Genomic DNA, 17,792 nt, shown 5'->3' with positions numbered 1-17,792 from the left:
TGGGGAACTTCTCGCTAGACAATGTTACGTACTATCCATACTATCATTCAACCGCAGGCCCAGAAAATGGGACCGCTAACGATGCACCAGCCGCTTCCGGCCAGTGGCATTGAACAACTCGACCCGTTTCTGTTGCTGCATCATCACGGCCCTACGGTTTTTCCTCCGCAGAACAGCGGTTTACCGTTTGGACCACACCCGCACCGGGGTTTCGAAACGGTCACCTTCATCTATGAGGGTGATGTACAGCACCGCGACAGCAGCGGTTTTACCAGCACCATCCAGACCGGCGGAGTGCAATGGATGACAGCGGGGAGCGGCCTGGTTCATTCCGAAAGCTCATCGGAAACGTTCAAACAAAACGGTGGCCCGGTGGAACTCATCCAGCTCTGGACAAATTTACCGGCCCGGTTCAAAATGGTGGACCCGCATTATGTGGGCTTGCAAAAAAACGAAATTCCGGACGTAGTGCTGGATGAGGGCCGGGTAACCGTGGCCGTTACATCCGGCGTCTGGAACGAAGTGAGCGGCCTCATCCGGCCTGTTTACAACGTAGAGCTGGCCAATATCACACTGGCTTCCGGCGGTTCGTTTACGCGACAGATTGAACCCTACCGTACGGTTTTATTTTATGTTCTGAATGGCTCGCTGGTGGTAAACGGGCAGGATGTGCGCGGTCGGGCTCTCGTGGTTTTCGGAGCAGGGGGCAACGAACTGGTGGTGCAGGCCACCGAGAATTCCCGGATATTGCTCGGATCCGCCGAACCTATTGACGAACCGGTGGTTTCGTACGGCCCGTTTGTGATGAACACCGAACAGGAAATCCGTCAAGCGATTATGGACTACCAGAGTGGGCGGATGGGAATGCTTACCGATTGATTTTGAGGATGGTATAAGCAGCCTGGTGCGGCTGGCGGGTTTGTGTTCCTACCTTCGTAGCCGCGCGGTCGTCGTCGTGAATGACCAGCAGGTGATTGGCGTCCGGGAACGTCAGGTCTTCGGCTTTGTGGTTGAAATGAATCGGCTGGCCATTCTCATCCCGAATCAACGTCAACGGTTTGTTGGTCAGCAGCGCATCGGGTGTAGCGGTCCACAGGTAGGCATCCAACTGGCCATTGCTTTCAAGGGACGTTAACAGCCAGAACAAATTACGGGTGCGGTCGTACTCAATACTCGACAAGGCCAGCGGCTGCGGTAGGCCGGAAACCGTGGCGGGGTTAAAGTCGGTTACAATGCGCCAGTCATTTTTCAGGAATAACCGTTCGCTGCCGTTCTTCCGTTCAACCGCAAACGACACCGCCACCACCCGGACCCGGTAGTCGAACTTGTCGTATTTTTCCCCTTCTTCCCGAATGCCAAACAGCAGCAGGGAATCCATGACGGCTAAGCCCTCCACTTTGAAGTACGGCAGGCCGTTTGGAAAATCCGGACGGTTTTGCGCCAGGACCTTGCTGAGTGGTTCGCGATACGCCATCGAGTTACTGGCATCCGGCATCGGGGCCAGCACCTGCGGATTAGCTTCCTGGCCTTTTTTCCAGTACAAAATGGTATTGTACCCATCCCAGTCGGTCGAACCCGGCTTAACCCGATCGAAGGCGGTGGTCAGAAAAATGTAGTCGCCATTACTGGCAAAATCTTCGTACTTCTTAGCGGTCCGGAACGCAGCGGCCTGGAGCGGGGCTGGGCGAACGCTGGTGTCGGACAGGCTTTGCCAGGCTTTGGTAAAAACCGGGCTCAGGCCGGCGGGCATGTCTTTATCATTGGCAATAAAAACTGTGCCATCACTATACAAAATGGCCGATGTTTCGCACGATACCGGGCTGCCATCGGGCATCTTAGTGCCGAAATCGCAGCAGGAAAGCAGGCCCTCTTGCTGGATTGAAACACTCCGGACGGAAGCGGTTGAACGGGTGGTTGTCCGGCTGGTTTTACACCCAATCCATAAAAATGTAGTAAGGATCAGACCCAGTGATACGGCGTATTTTTTCATGAATAATTGAACGCAAGGAATCGATTCGTCGCAAAATTAGCTCCAAACACCGCAATGTGCTTTTCTTTTGCAACAGTTTTTGGGCATCTTGCGTATATTAAATATATAGATAAAAAGGTTAGAATTACATGCCCCGGTGTTTACCGGGGTTTTGTTTTGGGCCGTGCTTACCGTTTGCGAAAAAGTTTGCCCGCAAACCCGTGCGGTTAAGTATATTTATGTGGGTCCTACTGTGAGTAATTTCCTGCATGAAGCACTTCTCTTCGCTGGCTCTGGCTAGCGTTCTTTTCTCTTCTACTGTTTTTTCGCAGTCACCAGCCCGGCATCAACGTCAACTATACGCCGAAGTCAGCACGCTGGTTTCGTCCGCTGATCGAACCCCGTTCTGGTTGCGGGCCAATCAATTTGGTACGGTGCCGCTAACAGCACCAGTGGGCACGTTGCGGATTGGATTGTCCGGTACGGTTTTGCTGAATGATACAACAAAGAACCGTTTAAACCGTGCCTGGACGCTGGTCTACGGTGCCGAAGCGGTCGGGAATGCAGGCAAGTCGAGCCAGTTTTTGGTCCCGGAAGCTTATATGGCAGTTGCACACCGAGGAATCGCTTTGGTAGCTGGACGTCGGCGTGAGGTGATTGGTTTAGTGGATTCAACGTTGTCGTCGGGTTCATACGCCTGGTCGGGTAATGCGCTGCCCATTCCGAAAGTACAGTTTGGCACGCGCGGGTTTGTGCCCCTGGGTCGCCGGGGCTGGCTGGCTCTTAACGGTTTTATCGCGCATGGTTGGTACGCCGATACCTGGTATATGCAACATTCGTTTTTACACCAGAAATCGTTGTTCGTTCGGGTTGGAAAACCGTCTTCCACGGTGCGGCTTTATGCGGGCATCAACCACCATGTTCAATGGGGTGGACGTTCGGCTTACATCGATCCCAAATTAGCGGTCAACGGGCAATTGCCCGGGCGTCTGTCCGACTTTCCCAATGTGCTGTTTGCCATTCGGACCAATGGATTGAACAACGACCGAATCTCTTCGTTTGATTATGTCAATCTATACGGCAATCATTTGGGAAGCATCGATTTTGGGGGCGAATTGCGGTTTGCGTCCGTGAGCGTCTTTGGCTACCATCAACACGCATTCGACGATGTGACCGGTATGTTTTTTAAGAATTTGCCCGACGGGTTGAGCGGTATTCGGTTGCGCACCAATCGACCCGGGAAAGCGAAGTTTCAGCTTAACGAAGTGCTGCTGGAATTTCTGACGACGCTGAACCAAAGCGGACCAACCTTGTATCAGGCGGACAAAAACTGGAAAGGAGCGGACAATTACTTCAACAATTCGCAGTACCTCGAAGGATGGACGTACCGGGACCGGGTCATTGGGACACCCTTTCTGACGCGTCGGGATGACATTCGGGCTCAGTACCGCAATGCGAGTGGATGGGCTATTGCCAACAACCGGGTCGAAGTGTGGCATGCGGCCTTGCGGGCTACGGTGGCGGGGCGAATCGATCTTCGGGTCAAGGCTTCGTACAGCCGCAATCACGGGATTCCTGAAGTATTTCTGGGACCTCCGAAGCAGCTATCAGCGCTGGTGCAGGCTGGTTTTCCGGTCCGTTGGCTCGGTGGCTCGTATCTAATGGTAGCATTGTCGGCCGACAAGGGACAGCTGTACGACAATGCAATAGGTGGTTTTGTCGGGTTTCGCAAAACCTTTCAACACCGTGCTGAAAACTAAGAAAATCCTAGTTTTCGTGGATTGCTCGCTATTACTCAGCGGCCTACTTTTGCTTTTGTAAATCCTTCGCGAAACAAGCGATGTAGAGAATAAAGAACCATTCCGGTAGGAGTACCCGGAAAGCTGCTCCAAACCGTTTGCGAAAAAGCTATACTTTTATTTCGAATTTACCGTTGTAGGGTAACCAAAAGCTGAACCGGGTATTCCCGCTTAATCAGCGTTTTATACGTTTCAGTGGCCGGTTTCCCCAGTTAATTCTGTTCCTGATTGGGGAGATTTAATTTAGTTACCACCTTTGTGCCGTCAAGTTGGATGGCTAGGCCTCTTTCCTGAACAGTAAACAACAACGAAGGACGTAACGATTCATTTCTCTGGTGAAGAAAACAGTCTTATATTTTACGCTGTTCGGCATACTATGTGCAAGGCCTGGTTACGCGCAGACGGCCCGAAAGATTGACAAAATGCTCAATTTGGGGCTGGGTTTGCAAACCTATGATCTGGGTGGTTTGCGCAATGGAGCTTCTTTTGAGCTGGGTTTGACGGATCAAATCAGCGCGGGCTGTTTTTTTGATTACGTCATATCCGGTACCAAGGTTGGTAATCGCCAGTGGAAATCACAATTTGTGAATCTGGGCATTCGCGGATCCTACCATCTAGCCCGTTTGCTGGCTATCGATAACCCCAAATTTGACCCCTATGCGGGCGTTTCCGTAGGTACCCGCAGCGCACTTCACCGTCATCAGGTCGAGCAGCGCGGTTATTTTATCCCTAGTCCGCGGGGCATACAGCCGGGTGTGCATTTGGGCGGTTTCTACCATTTTAGCAATAGGATTGGCGGTTTTGCCGAAATGGGCTGGGGTTTTGCTGCACTGCGGCTGGGCATTACCGGAAAGTTCTGAAACAAAAGAAGGCGACCAAAGCCGCCTTTCTCAATTAATCTTCAAAACCGTCGCTTTTCATCAAGGCCTGTTCATCCTTAATTCGCAACCGCTGAACGTAGCCCGACACCCAAATACTGACTTCATATAGTAGAGCCAGCGGGATCGCTACCAGAATTTGGCTATAAATATCCGGTGATGGTGTAATGACAGCTGCCACGATCAGGATAACAACCAGGGCGTGCCGGCGGTAAGCCCGCATAAACTGGGGAGTCAATATCCCGATTTTCGATAACACAAAAGCTGCAATTGGCATCTGAAACGTCAGACCGCAACCTAGCGTTAGGGTAGCCAGGGTAGAGATATAGGACGTAATGTCGAACTCATTGACAATGCGGGGGTCCAGCTGAAAATTAGCCAGAAAGTTAAGCGCCAGTGGGGCTACGATGTAGTAGCCAAAAAGGACCCCCGAAAAGAAAAGGGTGGTTACAAAAAAGACGGCACCCCGGGCAGCCCGTCGCTCCGAAGGGCGCAAACCCGGCATGATAAAGCGCCAAAGCTCCCAAAAAGCGTAGGGAAAGGCGAATAACAGACCAATCATCAACGAGGCCGTTAGCCCCATTGTAAATTGACCGCCTACTTCACGGCTTTGGAGCGTAAAGTTTATTTTATCAACGCATAAATCAGCAAATCCCGTCTTTTCAGACAGCTTACACATCATTCGGTACGTCCAGAAACTGGGACTGGAAGGCCCCAGAATTACCAAATCGTAAATTTCACGAATGTAAATGAACGCCAGAATCGAAAAGACGGCAATAGATGCAATGGCCCGGACAAGGTGCCACCGAAGTTCTTCCAAATGTTCGAGAAAGGTCATTTCCCCTTCTTCCACCTCGCTCTCGCTATCAAATTCCTGATCTATGGGCTTCATTTAAATTTTGAATGAGTGAATGAGCGATTGAGTGAATTATTGAGAGGGCTGAAAATTGGCCGCACAATTCACTCGATCGCTCATTCGCAATTAATTAACTATACAAAGGAAATGCTTTCATCCAGGAGTTGATCTCATCTTTCACGATCTGGATTTTAGCGTCGTTGTCGTGGTTCATCAAGACTTCGTCGATATATACGACAATTTGCTCCATATCGGATTCTTTCATGCCGCGCGTTGTAACGGCGGCCGTGCCCACCCGCATACCGGAAGTTACCATCGGCGACTTATCGTCGAACGGAACCATGTTTTTATTGATGGTGATGTCGGCTTTGATGAGCGTGTTTTCCGCCAGCTTGCCCGACAGGCCTTTTGAGCGCAGGTCGATCAGCATCAGGTGGTTATCTGTGCCGCCGGAGATGATCTGGTACCCTTTTGCCAGGAACGCTGCGGCCATCGCCTGGGCGTTTTTCTGGATCTGATCGGCATAATCCGCAAAATCATCGGACAAGGCTTCACCGAATGCTACGGCTTTGGCCGCAATAATGTGCTCCAGCGGCCCACCCTGCGTACCCGGGAACACGCCCGAATCCAGCAGGGACGACATCAGCCGAAGGTCGCCTTTAGGAGTTTTGATACCGAACGGATTTTCGAAGTCGTTGCGCAGCATAATCATACCGCCCCGGGGTCCCCGCAGGGTCTTGTGGGTTGTGGTGGTTACGATATGGCAATGCTCCATCGGATCATTCAGCTTTCCTTTGGCAATCAGGCCCGCCGGGTGTGAAATATCCGCCAGCAACAGCGCACCTACCGAGTCGGCGATGGCCCGCAAACGGACGTAATCCCAATCGCGGCTGTAGGCCGAAGCCCCGCAGATCAGCAGTTTCGGACGCTCGCGTTGAGCGGTTTCTTCCACTCTATCGTAGTTGATTACGCCAGTTTCTTTTTCTACGCCGTAGAACGTAGGGCGGAAATATTTACCGGAAATGTTTACCGCCGAACCGTGCGTCAGGTGGCCACCGTGCGACAGGTCAAAGCCAAGAATGGTGTCGCCGGGTTTTAGGCAGGCCACAAAAACCGCCGTGTTGGCCTGGGCACCCGAGTGGGGTTGTACGTTGGCCCAGGAGGCTCCAAACAATTCCTTGACGCGGTCGATGGCTATTTGTTCAATTTCGTCAACAATCTCACATCCTCCGTAATACCGTTTTCCGGGCAGACCTTCGGCGTACTTATTCGTTAAGACGGTTCCTGCGGCCTCCATCACCTGTTTGGAGACAAAGTTTTCGGAAGCAATTAGTTCAATACCGGACTCCTGACGGTGTTGCTCTTTGGCGATGAGCTCAAAAATCTGCGTGTCGCGGGCAACGGAGGTGGCTGTAGTCGACATAATTAGCGATTTGCTATCAATGATTGGATAACGATTTAACAAACAGATACAAAAATACAGAGAAAAACAGCAATCTCGCTGTCTTCTACTTATTATGTTGCAGGGATTGGTATTTCAGGGGCGTTGTGCCGTTGTGAAGCTTAAATTGACGGTGAAAATGCGATATATTATTGAATCCACATTCCAGACCAACCTGACTGATGCTCAGGTCTGACTCCATCAGTAACTTGCGGGCGTGACTGATGCGCAGTTCGTTCAGGTATTCGATGAACGATTTGCGGGTTCGCTTGCGAAAATACCGGCAAAAAGCCGCCGGAGCCATTCCTGCCACGGAAGCCATGTGATCAACCCGGATTTCTTCCCGAAAATGCGCCAGCATGTAATCCAGTACACGTTTCATCCGCTCGGTTTCGGCCTCGCTGGCTTTCAGTTCGTAATTATTGCTGGCCAACATGGTGGCCGCCGGGTCGCTGGCCAGTTGCTCGAGCAGATAAAGCAACCGCAGCAGGCGTTCCAGACCCTCGCAATGCAGCAGACTTTCCAGCGAGCTTCTGACGGTTTCCGCTTTCTGGCGGCTGAAGCGTAAACCGTACCGGGCGCGGTTAAGAAGGGCCGAAAGGGGTTGCGTTTCGGGCAGTTGCGGTAATAAGGTGTCGCCCAGCTTTTGGGCAAACTGAACCACGATGGCTTCGGCAGTTGCGTTGGATTGCGGTTGATAGTAATCGTCGTCGCTGCGCCAAAAATGGGGCAGGTCTGGGCCGAGCAGCACCAGATCGCCGGAGTCGTAGGGTTCAACATGATCGCCGACAAACCGTTTGCCGTGACTGCGGACGATGTAAGTCAGCTCATATTCGGGGTGAAAATGCCAGTGGGCATCAAAATACGGGAGTTCCAGATGGATAACCCGCAGGGAATTATAATCTCCCAACTCAATTTTTTCAAACAACGCTTTCACATCGTGCATTATTTTTACTCTTGACGAGTAATCCGGGGAACAAAAAGTCAAAATTATACAGGAATTGGAATGATAATTAAATTTTTACAAGAAAGAATTGAATCAATTTTGTAACACTGATTTTTCCTAAATCCTTTATGAATATGCATGTAACCGTTGACAACACTTCTCTGTTGCAACAACTGGATGAAGAATATGCCGTCAGCCCGGAGGCCATTGCCTTTTATCGTAAAAACGGTTATGTGAAGCTAAAAAATGTGCTCAGCGCGGAAGTGCTCCAGTATTACGGTAATGTGATTACCGAACTGGTCATCAGGCTCAACACCCTGACGAAAGCCATGGAAGAGCGCACGACGTACGAGCGGGCTTTTCTTCAGATCATGAATCTCTGGCGAGAAGACGAAACCGCCCGGGAATTTGTCTTTTCTCGTCGGCTCGCCAAAATCGCTGCCGATCTGATGGGGGTCGACGGCGTTCGGCTTTACCACGATCAGGCGTTGTACAAGGAACCGTCGGGCGGCTTTACACCCTGGCACGCCGACCAGTTTTACTGGCCTTTGTCGTCTCCCAAAACCGCTACTGTCTGGATTCCGTTGCAACCCACGCCGATGGAGATGGGGCCGCTGGCGTTTGCCGAACAGAGTCAGAATGTCGAAATTGGTCGCAACATGGAGATCAGTGACGAAAGTGAGCGTGTGCTGGAAGAAGAATTAACCCGCCAGGACTTTCACGTCAACGACAGTCCGTTTGACCTGGGGGAAGTGAGTTACCATGCCGGGTGGACGTTTCACCGCGCGGGACCGAACACTTCCGACGCCCCCCGGAAGGTGATGACAATCATTTATATGGATCGGGAGCAGACGATTACCAAACCGCAAAATACGTATCAGGAAGCCGACTGGACAACGTGGCTGGCCAGTTACCCCGTTGGTGGCAAGCCGGAAAGCGCTTTGAACCCGTTATTATATGAAAGAACATAGAGAGCAGGGGCAAGAGCGTAAAGAAAGTCCTTATGCTCCTGTCTCTGTTCTTTTTCATTTCTCTTTCAATAAAGTAAATATAGGTTGGTTGTGCAGAACACCCCGTTGGAACTCCGGCGGGGTGTTTTTTTGGGAGTGACGATGATTTATGCCCGGTTTGGAGATATTTTTGCGGAATTGGTGTTGTTAGGTTGGGCATTATTTAGGAAGCCATTTTATGAAACGAATTGGTGTATTTTTCTCTTTTTTAACCGCTTTGCTGGTCACACTGGCGGCTTCGGCACAAATTCAGCCGGACCCCACCCACTGGACCATCAGCGCATCGAAATCAGAAGCAAAAGTTGGGGATGTCATCGAAATCCGGATGAATGCCACCATCGATAAAAGCTGGCACATGTACGCGTCAGACCTGAATCCGGATATTGGGCCGATTCCAACGACGCTCAAACTAAAGGAAACCGGGAGTTTTGAAAAAGTAGGAGCCTTTGCTTCGATTGCCCCGAAAGAAGAGTTTGAGGAAGTATGGGGAAGTAAAGTACGGTTTTTCGAGAACAAGGCTTCCCTAGTTCAGAAAATCAAGATCCTGAAGCCCAATCCGGTGGTTGAAGGAACGCTGGAATACCAGACTTGCTCGGGAACTACCTGCCTGCCTCCCGCCGAACACGAATTTACCGTAAACATCAAAACGGCCGCGGTGGCAGCTGCGCCCGCTTCAACGTCGCCGGCTGTGGCAACCACGGCTCCGGCCACCACCTCAGTGACCGCGAGCGCGGATACGGTTTCGGACGTCGCCGTTGCACCCGCTCCTGCCAACACCGCTGCTGATACCCAAGCCGTCAAACCGTCGGCTGCCCCCGAAACGGCTTCAGAAATAATCAGGCAGCCGGAAAATGCAGACGAGTCACTGGTCGGGTTTATGGCTGCGGCTTTTCTGGCGGGCCTGCTGGCTTTGCTGACACCCTGCGTTTTTCCGATCATTCCGATGACCGTCAGCTACTTCACCAAGCAGGATCACGGTTTGTGGAAGGCAATTCTGTACGGGTTATCAATTATTGGAATCTACGTGCTGATTGGCACGGTGGTATCGCGGATCAACGGCCCGGCTTTTGCCAACTTTGTCAGTACTCACTGGCTTCCCAACGTGCTATTTTTTGCTATCTTCTTCATTTTCGGGTTGTCATTTTTGGGGTTATTCGAAATCGTTCTGCCAAACTCGCTGGTCAATTCGATGGACGCGAAAGCTGAAAAGGGCGGTACGCTGGGCATTCTGTTCATGGCTTTTACGCTGGTGCTGGTGTCGTTTTCGTGTACGGGTCCGATTGTGGGTAGTTTGCTGGTGGCTTCAGCGGGTGGAGAAGTCTTGAAGCCGATCGTAGGCATGGTGGCGTTCTCATCGGCCTTTGCGATTCCGTTTACCTTATTTGCCGCTTTTCCGCAATGGCTCAAAAGCCTGCCAAAATCGGGCGGCTGGCTGAACTCGGTGAAGGTCGTGCTGGGTTTTCTGGAACTGGCGCTGGCCCTGAAATTTCTGAGCATTGCCGACCAGGTCTACCACTGGAACCTGCTCGACCGGGAGGTGTACCTGGCTTTCTGGATCGTTATTTTCGCCCTGATCGGTTTTTATTTACTCGGGAAAGTTCGGCTGCCGCACGACAGCGAAACCAAAACCGTTAGCATTCCGCGCCTGTTGCTGGCTATCGTCACGTTCGCGTTTGTGGTTTATATGATTCCTGGTTTGTGGGGTGCGCCCCTAAAAGCGTTGGCGGGTTATCTGCCGCCCGAAACCACGCAGGACTTTGGATTTACTGCCAACCGCCGTTCGGTTGCCGAACCCGGTTCATTAACCGAAAAACCGAAATACAGCGAGCTTTTTCGGCTGCCGCACGGTCTTCAGGGCTTCTTTGATTATAAGCAGGCACTGGAATACGCCCGGAAAGTGAACAAGCCGGTTTTTATCGATTTCACGGGACACGGCTGCGTAAATTGCCGGGAGATGGAAGCCCGGGTGTGGAGGGAAGAACCGGTATTGCGTCGGTTGCAGGACGATTATGTTTTGCTGGCGCTTTACGTCGATGATAAAACCGAACTGCCGGAGTCGGACTGGTATGAATCAACATACGACAAAAAACAAAAGAAAACCATCGGAGCCCAAAATGCGGATTTGCAGATTGTTCGCTACAACAACAACGCCCAGCCGCATTATTGCCTCGTTGACCATACCGGAAAATTACTGGTGCAGCCCAAAAACTATGACTTGAATGTGAGCAATTTCACGGATTTTCTCGACGGGGGGAAACGAGTGTTCAAATCTTTAACGACCCGCCAGGCCGGAACATCAGCCGAAACTCAAACAACCTTGTCGGCCTCGCGGTAGCAGCAGCCGTGCAACATTTTTGTGCTACTGCTGGTTAAAACAGGACTATCCCATCCGTCATGGCAACTACTGTTTTAATCACTGGTGGCACCGGCGTTATCGGTCGCCGACTTACCCAACTCCTTCTTCAGCAGGGCTTTCATGTTTCACTTCTCAGCCGTTCGGCGGCCAAAAAAAACGATCCGAACGTAACGGTTTATCAGTGGGACATTGAGAAAGGGCATATCGATCCGCAAGCTATTCTGACCGCAGATTACATCATTCATCTGGCGGGGGCCGCTATTGCCGACGAACGCTGGACCGACGAGCGGAAACAGCAGATTATGGAAAGCCGCACCCAGTCGACGAACCTTCTGGCCGGCGCTTTGCGCTCGGGCAAACATCACGTTCAGTCTTTTGTATCGTCTTCAGCTATTGGGTATTACGGAGGTGATACCGGTGATCGACCGTTGACCGAATCCAGTGAAGGAGGCAGCGATTTTATTGCTCAGGTGGTGCGCGCTTGGGAGCGCTCCATCGATGAAGTGGCGGCTTTGGGCATCCGAACCGTCAAACTGCGCACAGGGATCGTTCTGACGATGGAGGGCGGAGCGTTGCCCAAACTCGTACAGCCCATTCGTCTGGGTTTAGGGGCTCCACTCGGATCAGGGCAGCAGTATCTATCGTGGATTCACATTGATGATTTGTGCCGTATGTACATTCAGGCCATTACCGACGAGCGTTGGCAAGGTATTTATAATGCCGTGGCCGACAGGCCTGTGACCAATGCTGCATTTACACGTCAAATAGTGCAAATACTCAACAAACCCTTTTTTCTGCCCAATGTGCCGTCATTCGCATTGCGGCTTTTATTTGGCGAGATGGCAACCGTAGTGTTAGGAGGCAATTATGTGTTAAATAAAAGAGTACGAGAAGAGACCAGCTTTCGGTATTCATTTAATGATTTGGCGCTAGCCTTAAAGGATTTGTTGCGTAAATAAACAGCAAACAGGAACCTTGTATAAAAATATGCATGCCTAATGTTGTTTTTGCAAGCAATAATAGATGGGCAATTTTTCCGATTTAAACTGTACCCACCGGACCATAGCAATGATGAAACGACTTCTAAAAACGAGCGCAACGCGCTTTTTGTCCAGCTATTTTGTGTTGAGCATTGATGTGATCCTGTCTGTTGTTTCGTTTAGCATCGCTTATCTGCTGCGGTTTAACTTTGAAATGAATGGCTTGGAACCGGCAGCTTTTTTATACTATTTAAGCATTTTGATCAGTATTCGTGTGGTGTTCTTTCGGCTGTTTCGTTCTTACCAGGGCATCATTCGGCACACCAGCGTGGAAGACGTTACATTGTTATTTTATGCCATTTTTTTGAGCGGAGCTGTAACCACCTTGATTTCTTTTTTGCTTTGGCAAGGGTTCGGGCAGCAACATCTGTACATCCCGGTTTCCATCCTTCTGATCGACTTTTTCTGCTGCTTGGTGATTATGTCGGTTAGCCGGTTTATGGCCAAAGCTCTTTATTGGACATGGGTAGCTGGAAATGGCCGCATGCGGCAACCCGTCCTGATTTACGGAGCTGGTGAAACGGGTTTATTAACCCGAAAAGCATTGACTCAGGATTCAGACCAGCGGTATAGTATTCTGGCGTTCATTGATGATAATCCGTACAAAATTCACAAAGTCATTCAGGGGCTACCCGTTGTGTCGCGGCAGGAAGCCTACGAACGGTATGTGCGGAACCGGGCCGTGGTTCCACAGGTCATTTTAGCGATGGGAGCGGTGACAATACCGCAAAAAAACGAGATAACCGAGTTTTTTCTGAATCACCAGGTTGGCGTCAAAACCATTCCAACCGTTGGGCAATGGATTGATGGGGAGTTAAAACTATCGCAAATCCGCGACGTACGGATCGAAGACTTACTGGAGCGCGAGCCGATTGAGGTGGTTAATCCGGCAACGGCCCAGCAGTTACACAATCAGGTCGTGCTCGTCACGGGGGCGGCCGGGTCAATTGGTAGTGAATTGGTTCGGCAAGTATTGCAGCATAAACCCCGCACGGTTGTTTTGCTGGATCAGGCCGAGTCGGCATTATTTGATCTGGAATTGAAACTGCGACGGGATTGTAAAGCCGTGCCGGAGTCTACGGAACTGGTACTAAAAATTGGCGATGTGGCTGATGAAATCCGGATGGGGCATATTTTCCGGGATGTAAAGCCGAATTTCGTTTTTCATGCTGCGGCTTACAAACACGTTCCATTGATGGAAGAGCATCCGTACGAGGCTGTCCGGGTCAACGTGCTGGGAACCAAAGTTCTGGCTGACTTATCCGTCCGGTTTGGCGTTCAGCGGTTTGTGATGATTTCGACCGACAAAGCGGTGAATCCGACTAATGTCATGGGTGCAACAAAACGGTTGGCCGAGATGTACGTACAGAGCTTGAACCATCCGGACGAAAACCGTCGGCAAACCCGGTTTATCGTTACCCGTTTCGGAAACGTGCTGGGGTCAAACGGATCGGTTTTGACGGTTTTTCGGCATCAGATTCAAACGGGAGGCCCGGTAACGGTCACAGATCCGAATATCATTCGTTACTTTATGACGATTCCGGAGGCTTGCCAGCTCGTGCTGGAAGCCGGAACGATGGGGAAAGGGGGTGAGGTGTTTGTTTTCGATATGGGCCAACCCGTCAAAATTGCGGAACTCGCCCGGAAGATGATTCACCTTTCAGGGTATACGGTTGATAAAGAAATTCAGTTGACTTATATCGGTTTGCGTTCGGGTGAAAAACTATTTGAAGAACTTCTGAATCACAATGAGCAGACGATACCGACGCATCATCCCAAAATTATGATTGCCCGGGTGAACGCACCGGAAGCCAATGAGATTAATGCGATTGTGGAAGAACTCCGTTACCGGCTGGCGGAAGGAAATGCCCATACGTTGGTGCGCATGATTAAACACGTGATACCTGAATATATCAGCAATAATTCTGTTTTTACATCCCTGGATGAGCAAAAAATGGAAACGATTGAGTTGTCCCCAAAAATCTCCCGTTTAGCAAGCTAATTTTGAGTCAATTGCTTGCGGTCTATCGCCCATACCGGTAAGTTTGTTTTCCGCCCATTGTATGTTCGCATACGGTTTCGGATAAACAACGTACTCGCATGGCTCAGGCTTTCATTTACGATGCCGTCCGAACGCCCCGTGGCCGGGGTAAGAGCGACGGTTCACTGCACGACGTGCAGCCGATTCAATTGCTGACTTCGGTACTGCGCGAACTCAAAAATCGGAATCAGTTTGATACCTCCCTTCTTGACGATGTTATCATGGGCTGCGTTTCGCCCATTGGGGAACAGGGGGCTGATATCGCCCGGACAGCGGTGCTGGAAGCCGGATATGCCGAAACCGTCGCTGGGGTGCAACTAAACCGCTTTTGTTCATCCGGACTCGAAGCCATCAACATGGCGGCTGCCTACATCATGTCTGGTCAGTTTGATGCGGTCGTCGCTGGTGGGGTTGAGTCAATGTCGCGTGTGCCCATCGGTTCCGATGGTGGAGCGCTCTTCATGAATCCACAGGTGGTAGCCCGGCATAACATCGTTCCTCAGGGTATTTCCGCCGATCTGATTGCCACAAAATACGGTTTTAGCCGAACGGATGCCGACGCCTTTGCCGCCGAATCGTACCGGCGGGCCGTCGTTGCCCAGCAGGAAAATCGGTTCAACCGAACACTTGTCGCCATCAAAGATAACTTGGGGGCTATTCTGCTCGACCGTGACGAAGGCGTTCGGGCCGACACAACGACCGAGAGCCTGTCGAAATTAAAACCGGCGTTTGAAACGGTAGGAAAGCTTGGTTTTGATACACTGGCATTATTGAAATACGCCGAACTAGCCCGCATCAACCACATTCACCACGCCGGAAATTCTTCCCAAATTGTGGACGGTGCCGCCGGATTGCTGATTGGATCCAAAGCGTTTGGGGATAAAGCCGGTCTGAAACCCCGCGCCGTTATCAAGGCCTTTGCCGTAATAGGTACCGAGCCAACAATCATGCTCACCGGCGTTGTCCCGGCCACGCAGAAAGTGCTGAAAAAAGCGGGCATGCAGCTGAATGATATCGACCTGTTTGAAGTTAATGAGGCCTTTGCGGCTGTGCCACTGCTGTACATGAACCAACTCGGAGTTGATCATCAGCGGCTTAATACAAACGGCGGAGCCATTGCAATGGGCCACCCACTAGGAGCCACCGGAGCCATGATTTCGGCTACCTTACTGGATGAACTCGAACGAACTGGCAAGCAAACGGGATTGGCGACGCTTTGCGTGGGGGGCGGAATGGGCGTTGCAACGGTTTTTGAACGGGTAAACTAAGCCTTCAACATGATTAACTACACCATTGACCGCAACGTAGCTATCCTGAGCTGGAACATGACCAGCGCGCCGATGAATGTTCTGAACGACAATTCCATTCCGGCTTTTGAGGCTGCCTTACAACAAGCTTATACCGACCCGGACGTAAAAGGAATCGTTATTACTTCGGAGAAAAATGAGTTCATTGCCGGAGCGGATTTAAAAATGATTCTCCGAAATAATGAAAAACCAACCGAGATTTTAAAGATTTCGGCGGAGCTAAACCGTATTTTCCGGTCGATCGAAACCTCAGGAAAACCAACCGTGGCCGCCATCAACGGAACGGCGTTGGGGGGGGGCTATGAAGCCTGTCTGGGCTGCCATCACCGTATTGCCCTCGACCACCCCAAAGCATTGATTGGTTTGCCGGAAGTGACACTGGGCTTGCTGCCCGGCGGGGGCGGAACGCAGCGGTTGCCCCGGATGCTGGGCCTGGAAGCTGCGCTGCCCTTGCTGCTGGAAGGAAAACGGGTGAGTCCGCGGGAAGCGCTGGCACTGGGAATGATCGACGAACTGGTTGTTTCGCGGCAGGAGTTATTGGAAAAAGCCTTTGCCTGGATCGATGCCAATCCGAATCCGCTGCAACCCTGGGATGAGATTGATAAGAAAACCCGGAAAATCATCGCGAAAGACCATTTCAAGGTGCCGGGTGGAGCGGTGCAAAGCCCAGTCGGAGCGCGGACATTTGGGGGGGGAACGGCGATGGTCATGGAAAAAACGCGCGGTAATTACCCCGCTCCGCTAGCGATTTTATCCTGTGTTTACGAAGGATTACAGGTTAACATTGACCGGGGGCTGGTGATTGAGGGGCGGTATTTTGTGCAGGTCGCTACCTCAAAAGTTGCAAAAGGACTGATTCAGACCCTATTTATTGGATTGAACGAAGTAAATAAAGGGGTTAGCCGACCGAAAACCGTTCCGCCAACGGAGGTGAAAAAAGTCGGTATTCTGGGAGCCGGAATGATGGGGGCCGGAATCGCCCATGTGGCCGCAGGCGCTGGCATGGAGGTCGTGCTGAAGGATGTATCGTCCGAAGTGGCCGAAAAAGGCAAAGCTTATTCCACTACGGTTTTCCAAAAGGCCATTGAGCGGCAGAAAACAACGCCGGCTCAGGCAGAAGCTGCGTTGAATCTGATCAGAACAACGACCGATGTAGCCGATTTGCACGGCTGTGATCTGATCATCGAAGCGGTTTTTGAAGACCGGACGTTGAAGGCACAGGTAACCCGGGAAGCTGAACCGATGCTGGCCAGGAACGGTATTTTTGCTTCGAATACGTCAACGTTGCCCATCAGCGGATTGGCCACGGCTGCGGTTCGGCCCGAAAATTTCATCGGACTGCATTTCTTTTCGCCGGTCAACAAAATGACCTTGGTTGAAGTGATTCGCGGGCAAAAAACATCGGATGAAACGCTGGCCAAGGCGCTGGATTTTGTCAAAAAGATTCGAAAAACGCCAATTGTAGTCAATGATTCGCACGGCTTTTTCACCTCTCGGGTGTTTACAACCTATACGGCCGAAAGTATGGAGTTACTGAAAGAGGGGGTAAGTCCGGTTTTGATTGAAAACGCGGGCAAAAATGCTGGTATGCCGGTGGGGCCGCTGGCGGTTTCGGATGAGGTATCGCTGGAACTGATCTACAAAATTTCGGAGCAAAGTATTCGGGATGGCGTGTTGAAAGAGGACGATACAGCCTATCAGGCATCCCGGCAACTGGTTGCGTTAGGTCGCCTGGGCAAGAAAGCCAAAGCCGGGTTTTATGATTATCCGGCAAACGAACCGAAGCAGCTCTGGGCGGGATTGGCAGAACTCTTTCCGGTGGCCCAACAGCAGCCCACTACCAAAGAAGTTCAGAAACGGCTCCTCTACCGACAAGTGATGGAAGCCGTCCGGTGTTTTGAGGAAGGAGTGATTCGGACTCAGCTTGATGCTGACATTGGCTCCATTCTGGGCTGGGGTTTTCCGACGTACACGGGCGGGGTATTATCCTTTGTTGATTACGTCGGAATCACGAACTTCGTGCAGGAATCCGACCGGCTGGCCGATACCTACGGGGAGCGTTTTCGCCCTACGCAACACCTGCGCGCGATGGCCGAACGTGGAGAAAACCGTTTTGAATAAAACCGTAAAACCGATCATCAACTCTAGT

13 protein-coding genes are annotated in these 17,792 nt (G+C 51.3%); 9 read left to right on the top strand and 4 right to left on the bottom strand.

The features are described from left to right. The first annotated feature begins 21 nt into the window (after nt 1-21). Nucleotides 22-879 (top strand): pirin family protein, encoded by an 858-nt coding sequence (locus ACYVH9_RS17725; RefSeq protein WP_460637726.1) that lies wholly within the window; start codon nt 22-24, stop codon nt 877-879. Here the strand turns inward: ACYVH9_RS17725 and ACYVH9_RS17720 are convergent. Then, on the bottom strand, nt 869-1,990 hold the full coding sequence (locus ACYVH9_RS17720) for a hypothetical protein (protein WP_460637725.1): 1,122 nt from the start codon (nt 1,988-1,990) through the stop codon (nt 869-871). The genes ACYVH9_RS17725 and ACYVH9_RS17720 overlap by 11 nt on opposite strands. Before the next feature lie 248 nt (nt 1,991-2,238). Here ACYVH9_RS17720 and ACYVH9_RS17715 point away from each other — a divergent pair, with 248 nt between their 5' ends. Together ACYVH9_RS17715 and ACYVH9_RS17710 are read left to right on the top strand one after the other, a co-directional pair. Continuing rightward, nucleotides 2,239-3,729, top strand: coding sequence for a capsule assembly Wzi family protein (locus ACYVH9_RS17715; protein ID WP_460637724.1), 1,491 nt, complete (start codon nt 2,239-2,241; stop codon nt 3,727-3,729). A gap of 374 nt (nt 3,730-4,103) precedes the next feature. Beyond that, nucleotides 4,104-4,628: a hypothetical protein gene (locus ACYVH9_RS17710; protein WP_460637723.1), complete on the top strand. Its 525-nt coding sequence runs from the start codon at nt 4,104-4,106 to the stop codon at nt 4,626-4,628. Nucleotides 4,629-4,662: 34 nt separating this feature from the next. On the opposite strand, the gene tatC is transcribed toward ACYVH9_RS17710, so the two are convergent. The 3 genes from tatC to ACYVH9_RS17695 form a co-directional block, all read right to left on the bottom strand. Beyond that, nucleotides 4,663-5,538 (bottom strand): twin-arginine translocase subunit TatC, encoded by an 876-nt coding sequence (gene tatC / locus ACYVH9_RS17705; RefSeq protein WP_460637722.1) that lies wholly within the window; start codon nt 5,536-5,538, stop codon nt 4,663-4,665. A 94-nt stretch (nt 5,539-5,632) separates the two neighbouring features. Further along, nucleotides 5,633-6,925: a serine hydroxymethyltransferase gene (locus tag ACYVH9_RS17700; RefSeq protein WP_460637721.1), complete on the bottom strand. Its 1,293-nt coding sequence runs from the start codon at nt 6,923-6,925 to the stop codon at nt 5,633-5,635. An 85-nt stretch (nt 6,926-7,010) separates the two neighbouring features. Next, a complete protein-coding gene (locus tag ACYVH9_RS17695) occupies nt 7,011-7,889 on the bottom strand; it encodes a cupin domain-containing protein (protein WP_460637720.1) in 879 nt (292 codons plus the stop codon). 134 nt (nt 7,890-8,023) lie between these two features. Here ACYVH9_RS17695 and ACYVH9_RS17690 point away from each other — a divergent pair, with 134 nt between their 5' ends. The 6 genes from ACYVH9_RS17690 to ACYVH9_RS17665 all read left to right on the top strand — a co-directional run bounded on the left by ACYVH9_RS17690 (nt 8,024) and on the right by ACYVH9_RS17665 (nt 17,764). Beyond that, nucleotides 8,024-8,860 carry a phytanoyl-CoA dioxygenase family protein gene (locus tag ACYVH9_RS17690; protein ID WP_460637719.1) on the top strand — a complete coding sequence of 279 codons (837 nt, stop codon included), beginning with the start codon at nt 8,024-8,026 and terminating at the stop codon, nt 8,858-8,860. Nucleotides 8,861-9,077: 217 nt separating this feature from the next. After that, complete coding sequence (locus ACYVH9_RS17685) at nt 9,078-11,234, top strand: protein-disulfide reductase DsbD family protein (RefSeq protein WP_460637718.1); 2,157 nt, start codon at nt 9,078-9,080, stop codon at nt 11,232-11,234. Between the two features lie 59 nt (nt 11,235-11,293). Beyond that, a complete protein-coding gene (locus tag ACYVH9_RS17680) occupies nt 11,294-12,214 on the top strand; it encodes a TIGR01777 family oxidoreductase (protein WP_460637717.1) in 921 nt (306 codons plus the stop codon). Between the two features lie 112 nt (nt 12,215-12,326). Then, entirely contained in the window at nt 12,327-14,297 is a 1,971-nt protein-coding gene (locus ACYVH9_RS17675) for a polysaccharide biosynthesis protein (RefSeq protein ID WP_460637716.1), read from the top strand. A gap of 98 nt (nt 14,298-14,395) precedes the next feature. Further along, nucleotides 14,396-15,604 (top strand): acetyl-CoA C-acetyltransferase, encoded by a 1,209-nt coding sequence (locus ACYVH9_RS17670; protein ID WP_460637715.1) that lies wholly within the window; start codon nt 14,396-14,398, stop codon nt 15,602-15,604. A gap of 9 nt (nt 15,605-15,613) precedes the next feature. Continuing rightward, complete coding sequence (locus ACYVH9_RS17665; RefSeq protein WP_460637714.1) at nt 15,614-17,764, top strand: 3-hydroxyacyl-CoA dehydrogenase NAD-binding domain-containing protein; 2,151 nt, start codon at nt 15,614-15,616, stop codon at nt 17,762-17,764. Nucleotides 17,765-17,792 lie beyond the last annotated feature (28 nt).

Source organism: Larkinella harenae, from assembly GCF_054780515.1.
Note: the sequence above shows the minus strand (reverse complement) of the source record. Positions and strands in the feature narration are given on the sequence as shown.